We start from the raw sequence: 9,502 nt of genomic DNA, 5'->3' as shown, positions 1-9,502 counted from the left end.
AAGATCAGGTCGCCGATCTGCCAGCGGCCCGGCTCCTCGCCGATCGGCGCCACGGTGACGCCGGCGGCCCGGAGCGCATACACGGCATCGAGGACGGGTTCAGGCATATCCATTTCTTCCTTGGATCCTTCGACTTTCGTCGAATTTTGAAACTTCTCGCCCATGAGACGCGTAACGACTGACCTTGCGGGTATCATGGCAGTTTTCGAGGGGTCCAATGCATCATCTGGCAATGACATTCGTAGCGTTGGCTGGACTGACAACCTCTGCTCTGGCGCAGCACCCACAACCGAGACGAGAATCAACGGAGACAAAGTCCGAAATCAATAGTGATGCAAAAGCTCAGGAAACCAAGCAACTGGTCGAACAGGCGAAAGAAAGACAAAAAGCGGTAGACCAACATAATTCGAACTTATGGAAGCGTTGGATCTACGCTGTTTGCGTGAGGTGTAGCTGGACGCCGAAAAACGTGCGGATTGTGCACACTAATCCATCACGCGTCCTGATTGGCATACCGGCTGCGGAAGATGATGCGCGTGAGCGGGCTGGTATGCGCGTAGGGATTTGAAACCGTTGGCATCAACGGTGCTCCGGTTGGTCAACGGGAAGGCGTCCGCTGTGCGCAGCGCGTCGACGGGGTCGGTGTCGTCGATCATGCCAGCGCGATCAGCATCCGGACGCGGGCCTTCGCCTCAATGTCGTGATCGGCCGCGGCCGGGTCGTCGGTGATCGCGCGCTCCACGATCCGCCGGGCTAACGGCGGGCTCTTGCCGATGCCCTGGATGAAGCCGCCGAGGCGCGCCATGATGCGATCGACGATCGGCAACTGATCGATGCCGGTCCCGCTCATCCCTGAACCAGAAAGCCCATGATGATGGCGGCCTTCACCATCGTGCGCTGTGGACCGGGCTTGGTCGCATCATCGGCCGGCAGCGCTTTGGCCTGCGGGTGCATCTGAATCGCCTTGGCCACGTCGATGGTGTGGCCGGACTTGAAGGCGAACGGCGGGGCCGATCCGTCCGCGAGGTAGGCCGCGGTCGCCGCCTCGATCTCTTCGTCCGACACCTCGGATTTGTGGCGTAGGTCGCCGACGCTGGGGATCTCTTTGGCCATCGGGGAGGCGTAGCGCGGGCCGGAGGTCGAGTCGAGGCGAGCCCAAACGGTTTGACAATCAGCCGCTTAAGCCCTTGAAAACGGTGGTACGGTTTGCCGCGATTTATCGAGCCAACCTGACCTGACCGGTATCTTGGACCGAGCTGATTGAGAGGCTACTGCATGGTGGCGGCCATGGGTAGCCGGAAGGCCAGATCCGGGTAGCTGACGGGCGCGGGCGGCCGACAGCCCAGCGACGAATGCGGTTGTAGGTGGTTTGCCATCGACCGATCACGATCTGCGCCTCCTTCAGCGAGTAGAAGATCTCCTGGCGTAGGCACTCGTCGCGCAGCTTGCCGTTGAAGCTCTCGCAAGTCACCATTCTCCCACGGGGATCCTGGCGCGATGTACTGGATCTGTGAGCCAGCTTTGGCGACCCATTTGCGCAACGCATTGGAGATCATCTCTGGGCCATTGCCGCAGCGAATGTGCTCCGGGATGCCGTGCAGGCACATCGCGTCGGCCAGCGCCTCGATCACGCCGACGCTGGTGATGCGCCGCACCACCTTCAGCGCGAGGCAGGCCCGGCTGTGCTCGTCGATCAGCGTTAGGATCCGCAGAGAGCGCCCATCGTGCGTCTGGGCTTGCACGAAGTCGAAGCTCCAGACGTGATTGCGGTGAAGCGGTCGTAGCCGCACGCAGGGGCCGTCGTTCAGCCACAGGCGGCTGCGGGGTCTATGTCGGCTGGGGACCTTCAGCCCCTCGCGACGCCAGATGCGCTGAACCCGGTCTTTGCCTACCTGCCAGCCGGCTGCCTGTAGCAGCGCGGTGACTCGGCGGTAGCCGTAGCGTCCGTACTCGGACGCCAGGGCGATCATGGCCTGGGTCAGTGCATCCTCGTCGGCCAGCACGGTAGGCACGTAGCGTTGCGTGCCGCGGTGCTAACCGACGATCCGGCAGGCGTGACGTTCCGAGAGGCCGTACTTCTCACGGATGCCGTCCACCGCCTGCCTGCGTCGCTCGGGGGCTACAAGTTTCCCGAGGCGACGTCCGCCAGCACCTGACCCACCAAAGAAAGGTCGGCGACGAGCCGGCGCAGACGAGCGTTCTCGCGCTCCAGATCCTTCATCTTCCTGGCTTGATCGACCTGAAGGCCGCCGTACTCCTTGCGCCAGCGGTAATAGCTCTGCTCGGAGATCTCCGCCCCCCTGCATGCAAGGGCCAAACTCTTGCCCTGGGCAGTCTGCACCTCAATCTGGCTCAGCTTGAGCACGACCTGCTCCGCGTTCGTCTTCTGGCCTCGCCGCATGTCCAACTCCTTTGGTCATGGCTGATCCTCTCAATCAGCCATGACCAAAGCCAGCCGGTCAGGCCAATGACAGGCGGGTGATCAGCGGCATCCTGCATGTCCTGAAGGTCGGCTGCCGCTGGCAGGATACGCCCTCCGCCTACGGCCCCCACACGACGATTTACAACCGCTACAACAGGTGGTCTCAGCGCGGGATCTGGCAGCGGCTGTTTGCCAAGATCGCTGCCACAGGTCCTGTCCCCGACGAACTGATGCTCGATGCCACGCACGTGAAGGCCCACCGCTCGGCATCGGGCGGAAAAGGGGGGCCTGGAGCCAGGCCATCGGTCGCTCGCGCGGCGGTTTCACGAGCAAAATCCATTGCTTGGCCGATGGTCGTGGCCGACCAGTTGCGTTCGCCCTGACGCCCGGCCACGTGGCCGACATCAGCATGGCGCTGCCCCTGGTGCAGGTCGTGGTGTCGCCCAAGCGCCTGATCGCCGACAAGGCCTACGATGCGCAGAGCCTGAGGGACTGGCTGAAGAGCTACCGGATGATCGCCACCATCCCGTCCACGGCCACACGGACGGTGCCCTACAAACACAGTCGGATCGCCTACCGGCGGCGGAACCGGATCGAGCGCCTGTTTGGTCATCTTAAGAACTGGCGGCGCGTCGCAACCCGCTACGACCGCTTGGCCCGCAACTACCTCGCCGCCGTCGCCCTAGTTTCTTTTGTCAGCGCATGGACTTGAATGCGTCCCCTACCTAGGGTGGCGCGTCGGCGACGTTGAAAGCCGGCGACAGATCATTGCAGGCCCGGATGCGCACCACGCCGCTGCCCCGGCTTGCCGCCGTCGACAGCCGCATGCCGGCGAGCGGCGCCGTGCAGGCCTTGGCCTCGGCCACGACCTCCTCCTCGGGCGCCAGGATGTTGGCGGCGTTCTCGATCTCGCGCTTCTTGACCAGGGTCAGGGCCGGTCAGTTCACGGTCCCGGCCTTCTCGCCGCCCCCGATCGCAGGACGCTCGGCGACAGCCCGAGCTTCGACTGACCCGGGGCGGCCGCGCTCGAGGCGCGTTCGGCGGACTTTTCTTCAGATTGCGCCTCGTGGCCTATGTTCGATATCCGCCGGATCCTGAACGCTGATCGACAGGATGCACGCGACAAAACTGCGATCACCACGTATCTAATTTTGCATTGGAATTTCGAACGAATAAAATCAGAACGATACTTGCTCTTCTGTCCGCAATGCCGATCCTTATGAGCTCCAGAGCAGGTTCGAGGCCGACCGACGCCATGACACCGTACGACCGAGGCACAGCGGATGAATGCCCGCTGACTCCTGACTCGCGTTATCCAACGCCATCCCTTCAAGCTGGCCGCATCTGAGCGTCGATACCTCACCTGTACTGAGATCGACTTTGGATCACACGTCGAGCGTGGTCTCCCGCTCCCAGGCGGTGAAATGGGCGCAGTAGCTGTTCCACTCGCCCTGTTTCAGCTTGAGGTAGGCGGACGAGAAGGCGCTTCCCAGATTCGTCCGCAACGCCTCATCGGCCTCGAAGGCGCGCAGGGCGTCCAGCAGGTTGAGCGGCAGGCGCGGGGCGTCGGCGACCGTGTGGCCGTCCCGGTACATGTCGATGTCGCTGTGCGGCCCGGGATCGGCGGCGTTCGCCAGCCCGTCGAGGCCCGCCGCCAGGATCGCCGCCTGGAGCAGGTAGGGGTTGGCCGCGCCGTCGGGCAGGCGCAGCTCGAACCGGCCCGGGCCGGGCACCCGGACCATGTGGGTGCGGTTGTTGCCGGTCCAGGTCACGGCGTTCGGCGCCCAGGTCGCCCCCGAGATCGTGCGCGGCGCGTTGATGCGCTTATACGAATTGACCGTCGGGTTGGTGATCGCGGCCAGCGCGGGCGCGTGCCGCATGATCCCGCCCAGGAAATGCCGGCCCCGGGCCGACAGGCCGAACGGCATCTCGGGATCCGCGAAGGCGTTCTCGGTGCCGGCATTGTTCCACACCGAGACGTGGCAGTGGCAGCCGTTGCCGGTGAGCCCCGGGAACGGCTTCGGCATGAAGGTCGCCCGCAGGCCGTGCCGCTCGGCGACCGACCGGACCATGAACTTGAAGAAGGCGTGCTTGTCGGCGGTGGCCAGCGTGTCGTCGTACTCCCAGTTCATCTCGAACTGGCCGTTCGCGTCCTCATGGTCGTTCTGGTAGGGCTTCCAGCCCAAAGCCAGCATGTGGTCGCAGATCTCGGCGATCACGTCGTAGCGGCGCATCAACGCCTGCTGGTCGTAGCAGGACTTCTCCGCCCGGTCGTGGTGATCGGAGATCGCCGCCCCGTCCGGGCTCAGCAGGAAGAACTCCGCCTCGACCCCGGTCTTGACCCGCAAGCCCTCGGCGGCGGCCCGCGCCACGAGCTGCTTCAGCACCACCCGGGGTGCCTGATCGACGGGGGCGTCCGCCATGGTGCAGTCGGCCGCCACCCAGGCGACGTCCGGCTTCCAGGGCAGGCGGATCACCGAGGCGGCGTCCGGCATCGCGAACAGGTCGGGATGGGCCGGGGTGAGGTCGAGCCAGGTGGCGAAGCCAGCAAAGCCGGCGCCGTCGCGCTGCATGGCGCCGATCGCCTGCGCGGGCACCAGCTTGGCGCGCTGGCAGCCGAACAGGTCCGTGTAGGAGATCATGAAGTACCGCACGCCGTGCTCGGCGGCGTAGGCGGAAAGGTCGGTCGTCACGGCAGCCCCCTGAGCGCGGATCGGTTGGGGACCGGCCGCGCCCGAACCGGCGCGACCGGCGGGGTCGAAGGGCCTAGAAGCCCGCTTTGCCCGGGTACCAGTCGGTCCCGGCCAGCGGCACGCGAGCCATGGCGGCGGCCTCTAGGGTCAGCGCCACGAGGTCCTCGGGCTCCAGATTGTGCAGGTGGTTGTGGCCGCAGGCGCGCGCGATCGTCTGCGCCTCCAGGGTCATCACCTTCAGGTAGTTGGCAAGCTTCCGGCCGGCGCGCACCGGGTCGAGGCGGGCCGCCAGTTCGGGATCCTGCGTGGTGATGCCCGCGGGGTCGCGGCCCTCGTGCCAGTCGTCGTAGGCGCCCGCGGTGGAGCCGAGCTTGCGGTACTCCTCCTCGTAGGCCGGGTCGTTGTCGCCGATGGCGACGAGCGCCGCGGTACCGATGGAGACCGCGTCGGCCCCCAGCGCGATCGCCTTGGCGACGTCGGCGCCCGAGCGGATGCCGCCGGAGATCACGAGTTGCACGCTCCGATGCAAGCCGAGATCCTGCAGCGCCTGCACGGCGGGCCGGATGCAGGCCAGCGTCGGCTGGCCGACATGCTCGATGAACACGTCCTGGGTCGCCGCCGTGCCGCCCTGCATGCCGTCGAGCACGACGACGTCGGCGCCGGCCTTCGCGGCGAGCGCGGTATCGTAATAGGGCCGCGCGCCGCCGACCTTCACGTAGATCGGCTTCTCCCAGTCGGTGATCTCGCGCAACTCGCCGATCTTGATCTCGAGGTCGTCCGGTCCGGTCCAGTCCGGGTGGCGGCAGGCGGAGCGCTGGTCGATGCCCTGGGGCAGATCGCGCATGGCGGCGACGCGGTCGGAGATCTTCTGGCCGAGCAGCATGCCGCCGCCGCCGGGCTTGGCGCCCTGGCCGACCACCACCTCGATGGCATCGGCGCGCCGGAGGTCGCGCAGGTTCATGCCATAGCGGGAGGGCAGGTACTGGTAGACGAGGATCTCGGAATGGCCGCGCTCCTCATCGGTCATGCCGCCGTCGCCGGTGGTGGTGGAGGTGCCGGCCAGGCTCGCGCCGCGGCCCAGCGCCTCCTTGGCGTTGGCGGAGAGGGATCCGAAGCTCATGCCGGCGATGGTGATCGGGATCTTCAACGCGATCGGCTTCTTCGCAAAGCGTGTGCCGAGGGTGACGCCGGTCCCGCAGGTTTCCCGGTAGCCCTCCAGGGGATAGCGCGACATCGAGGCGCCGAGGAACAGCAGGTCGTCGAGATGCGGGAGCTTGCGCTTCGTGCCGCCGCCGCGGATGTCGTAGATGCCGGTGGCCGCGGCCCGGCGGATCTCCGCCAGGGTGTGGTCGTCGAAGGTCGCCGACTTGCGCGGCGGCATCGGCGGGTTCTGGTAGGTCATGCCCGGTCTCCCGCTCAGTAGGCGTCGGCGTTGTCGATGTTGAAGCTGTAGAGCGTGCGGGCCGAGCCGTAGCGCCGGAACTCTTCGGGCCGCACGTCCGTGACCCCGGCCCGGTCGAGCAGGGCCGCGAGGTGCTCCACGTGCTCGGGGCGCATCGGCTTCTCGATGCAGTCGGCGCCGAGGCTCTTCACGCTGCCGCGGACGAACAGCTTCGCCTCGTAGAGCGAGTCCCCCAGAGCCTCGCCGGCATCGCCCAGCACCACCAAGGAGCCGGACTGGCCCATGAAGGCCGACATGTGCCCGATCGAGCCGTGCACGACGATGTCGATCCCCTTCATAGAGATGCCGCAGCGCGAGGCCGCGTTGCCCTTGATAACCAAGAGGCCGCCGCGCCCGGTGGCGCCGGCATATTGCGAGGCGTCGCCCTCGATCACGACGGTGCCGGACATCATGTTCTCGGCAACGCCCGGGCCCGCCGAACCCTGCACCGTGACGGTGCCGCCGTCGTTCATGCCGGCGCAGTAATAGCCGACCGAGCCGCGCACCGTGACGCTGACGGGCCCGTCGATCCCGACCGCCACCGCGTGCTGGCCCCGCGGGTTCAGCACCTCGAAGGCGGTGTCGTTGGCGCCCGGAGCGACGCCGTGGAGGGCTTGGTTCAGGGCGCGCAGGGGCGTCGCCGCCAGATCGAAGACGGGCATGGGCGAGATCCGTGGACGAGATCCGTGGGCGAGATCCGTGACGGGCGGGAAGCGGGGCGGCTCAGGCGGCCTGCCGCTGGTCCCAGAAGTAGACGGTCGCCGGCTCGGGCTCCCAGATCCGGGCGGCCTCGATCCCCGGCAGGCCGACCAGCGCCCGGTACTCCGAGCCGAAGGCGACGTAGCGCTCGGTCTCGGCCATGATCGCGGGCTTGCAGGCGATCGGATCGCGCAGCACCCCGAAGCCGGAGCGCGTGCCGACCACGAAGGTGAAGAACCCGTCGAGATCCTCCAGCGCCCCGGCGAGGGCCGCGCCAAGATCCCGGCCCCGCGCCATCGCGGTGGTGAGATAGGCGGCCGCAACCTCGGAATCGTTCTGCGTCTCGAACACCATGCCGTCGCGGGCGAGGCTCCGGCGCAGGTTGTTGTGGTTCGACAGCGAGCCGTTATGGACGAGGCACTGGTCGGCGCCCGTGGAGAACGGGTGTGCGCCCAGCGTGGTGACGGCCGATTCCGTCGCCATCCGGGTGTGGCCGATACCGTGGGTGCCCGACATCCCGGCGATGCCGAAGCGTGCGACCACGTCCTTCGGCAGGCCGACCTCCTTGTAGATCTCGACGCTCTCGCCCGCCCCCATCACGCGCAGGTCCGGCGAGACGCCCTTCAGCGCGCCCCGCGTCGCGTCGAGCCGGTCGGACGCCACGGTGATCACCGCGTGCGAGTTCTTCACCGCAACCCGCGCCGAGCCGCCGGACACCTCCGCGAGACGCTGCTCCAGGGCGGGGAAATCCGCCCGGGCCCGAGCCGATTGCACGGTGATCTTCGACTGGCCGGGCGTCGGCGCCCCGTAGATCGCGAGGCCCGCCGAATCCGGCCCGCGATCCGTCATGGTCACGAGCATGTCGGCGAGCAGCGCACCGAGCTGCGGCTCCAAGGCCGGGTCTTTCAGGAACAAGCCGACGATGCCGCACATGGCACCACCTCCGTTGCGGGTACGCCCGGATCATAGGCGGCCCCGACGGCCGAAATCAACCGTCAAGAAATAAAATTTCTTCTCAGGAATACGATCCGGACGTTCAGTCGGGTGTGCCCGCCTGCGGGTAGGCGATGACCGACAGGTAGCGGGCCGGCAGCACGCGCAGCTCGGAAGGCCCGTGCGGGGCGTCGGCGTCGAAGAACAGGCTGTCGCCCGGCCGCATGTGGAAGTGCCGGTTGCCGTGCCGGTACAGCACCTCGCCCTCCAGCATGTAGAGGAACTCCAGGCCCGCGTGCTGGAAGGTCGGGAACACGTCCGAATCGGTGGTGAGCGTGATCAGGTACGGCTCGACCGTGACCCCGCTGGCGTTCTCGTGGATGTGCCCGAGCAGGTTGTACTGGTGCCCGGCCCGCGTCCCGCGCCGCTCCAGCTCGACCCCCTCGCCGGCTTTGACGAAGACCGCGTCGCGGACCTCCTCGTAGCGCCGAAAGAAGCCGGTGATCGGCATGCCGAGCGCCTGCGCGAGCGCCTGCAGCGTCGTCAGCGACGGCGAGATGTTGCCGTTCTCGATCTTGGACAGCATGCCCGGCGACAGGCTGGTGGCGGCGGCGAGGTCGGCGGAGGTGAGGCCCAGCTGCTTCCGGCGCTCCCGCACCGCGTGGCCGATCGCCCGTTCGAGGTTGTTCTCGCGCGGCTCGCGCAGGGCGTGCGGATCCTGCGACAGGAGAGGTTCCCCCGCCTGCCCCGCCGCCCGGTTCGAAGAGCCTGACGGCATGGCGGGTCCTCTCCTCAGCCGATCGCGGGCTCCGGCCGCGCGGACTTCGAGGCGCCGTGCCGCGGCGTCCCGTGTCTGTCAACGGCACGCGGTCCGAGCCATGGCCGAAACCGGACACCGGGAGGGTACGCGGCGTCGCGGAGCCTCCTCGGTGACGCCGTGCCGGCCGTCCAGAGGCGTCGCCCGCGGCTCGACACCGAGACGGTGACCTGACAGGTGCCGGGAGGTCGAGACCGGCCTGTCGCCGACGGTCGGGGGCCGGATGGGGAGCGCCTTATGCTGACGGAGGGCGAACGGAGCGTAACCGGGAGCGTCCGGCCTGTCGGGCGCGGAGCGGCCCGCATCCCATGCCACGGGCAGGCCGCGTGAACGTCCTCCGCCTGACCGCGGGCCGCGGCTATGCCGCCGCAACGCGCTGGTTCGTCGGCGGCGCGGCGGCGGCGCTGCTGCTGGCCGACCTCGCCGTCACCAGCCTCCACCCCTGAGCCGACCTGCGGCGCCTGCTGGCCGGCCTGATCCACCCGGACTTCCCGTCG

At 67.6% G+C, this 9,502-nt stretch carries 9 protein-coding genes and 2 pseudogenes; 2 read left to right on the top strand and 9 right to left on the bottom strand.

The genetic code is table 11. The features are described 5' to 3' along the window. Positions 1-217 precede the first annotated feature (217 nt). Positions 218-568 carry a hypothetical protein gene (locus tag OXS49_RS31400; RefSeq protein WP_267428488.1) on the top strand — a complete coding sequence of 117 codons (351 nt, stop codon included), beginning with the start codon at positions 218-220 and terminating at the stop codon, positions 566-568. Between the two features lie 84 nt (positions 569-652). Here OXS49_RS31400 and OXS49_RS31395 read toward each other — a convergent pair whose 3' ends face one another. From OXS49_RS31395 to OXS49_RS31385, 3 genes and pseudogenes are all read right to left on the bottom strand, one after another. Beyond that, entirely contained in the window at positions 653-850 is a 198-nt protein-coding gene (locus tag OXS49_RS31395; protein ID WP_267428487.1) for a hypothetical protein, read from the bottom strand. Beyond that, positions 847-1,113, bottom strand: coding sequence for a hypothetical protein (locus OXS49_RS31390; RefSeq protein WP_267428486.1), 267 nt, complete (start codon positions 1,111-1,113; stop codon positions 847-849). The genes OXS49_RS31395 and OXS49_RS31390 overlap by 4 nt, the downstream gene beginning before the upstream one ends. A gap of 155 nt (positions 1,114-1,268) precedes the next feature. Continuing rightward, a pseudogene (locus OXS49_RS31385) lies at positions 1,269-2,401 on the bottom strand (IS3 family transposase). A gap of 17 nt (positions 2,402-2,418) precedes the next feature. Here OXS49_RS31385 and OXS49_RS31380 point away from each other — a divergent pair. After that, a pseudogene (locus OXS49_RS31380) lies at positions 2,419-3,134 on the top strand (IS5 family transposase). 13 nt (positions 3,135-3,147) lie between these two features. Here OXS49_RS31380 and OXS49_RS31375 read toward each other — a convergent pair. The 6 genes from OXS49_RS31375 to OXS49_RS31350 all read right to left on the bottom strand — a co-directional run bounded on the left by OXS49_RS31375 (position 3,148) and on the right by OXS49_RS31350 (position 8,966). Beyond that, positions 3,148-3,288 carry a hypothetical protein gene (locus tag OXS49_RS31375; RefSeq protein WP_267428485.1) on the bottom strand — a complete coding sequence of 47 codons (141 nt, stop codon included), beginning with the start codon at positions 3,286-3,288 and terminating at the stop codon, positions 3,148-3,150. Between the two features lie 519 nt (positions 3,289-3,807). Continuing rightward, positions 3,808-5,115, bottom strand: a complete 1,308-nt coding sequence (gene glnT / locus OXS49_RS31370; protein WP_267428484.1) for a type III glutamate--ammonia ligase — start codon at positions 5,113-5,115, stop codon at positions 3,808-3,810. 73 nt (positions 5,116-5,188) lie between these two features. Further along, entirely contained in the window at positions 5,189-6,517 is a 1,329-nt protein-coding gene (locus tag OXS49_RS31365) for an FMN-binding glutamate synthase family protein (RefSeq protein WP_267428483.1), read from the bottom strand. Positions 6,518-6,531: 14 nt separating this feature from the next. Beyond that, on the bottom strand, positions 6,532-7,218 hold the full coding sequence (locus OXS49_RS31360) for a GXGXG domain-containing protein (RefSeq protein ID WP_267428482.1): 687 nt from the start codon (positions 7,216-7,218) through the stop codon (positions 6,532-6,534). 61 nt (positions 7,219-7,279) lie between these two features. After that, complete coding sequence (locus tag OXS49_RS31355) at positions 7,280-8,188, bottom strand: glutamine amidotransferase family protein (protein ID WP_267428481.1); 909 nt, start codon at positions 8,186-8,188, stop codon at positions 7,280-7,282. Positions 8,189-8,291: 103 nt separating this feature from the next. After that, positions 8,292-8,966: an XRE family transcriptional regulator gene (locus tag OXS49_RS31350; RefSeq protein ID WP_267428480.1), complete on the bottom strand. Its 675-nt coding sequence runs from the start codon at positions 8,964-8,966 to the stop codon at positions 8,292-8,294. Positions 8,967-9,502 lie beyond the last annotated feature (536 nt).

Origin of the sequence: Methylobacterium sp. GC_Met_2 (assembly GCF_026540795.1) — a bacterium.
GTDB lineage: Bacteria > Pseudomonadota > Alphaproteobacteria > Rhizobiales > Beijerinckiaceae > Methylobacterium.
Note: the sequence above shows the minus strand (reverse complement) of the source record. Positions and strands in the feature narration are given on the sequence as shown.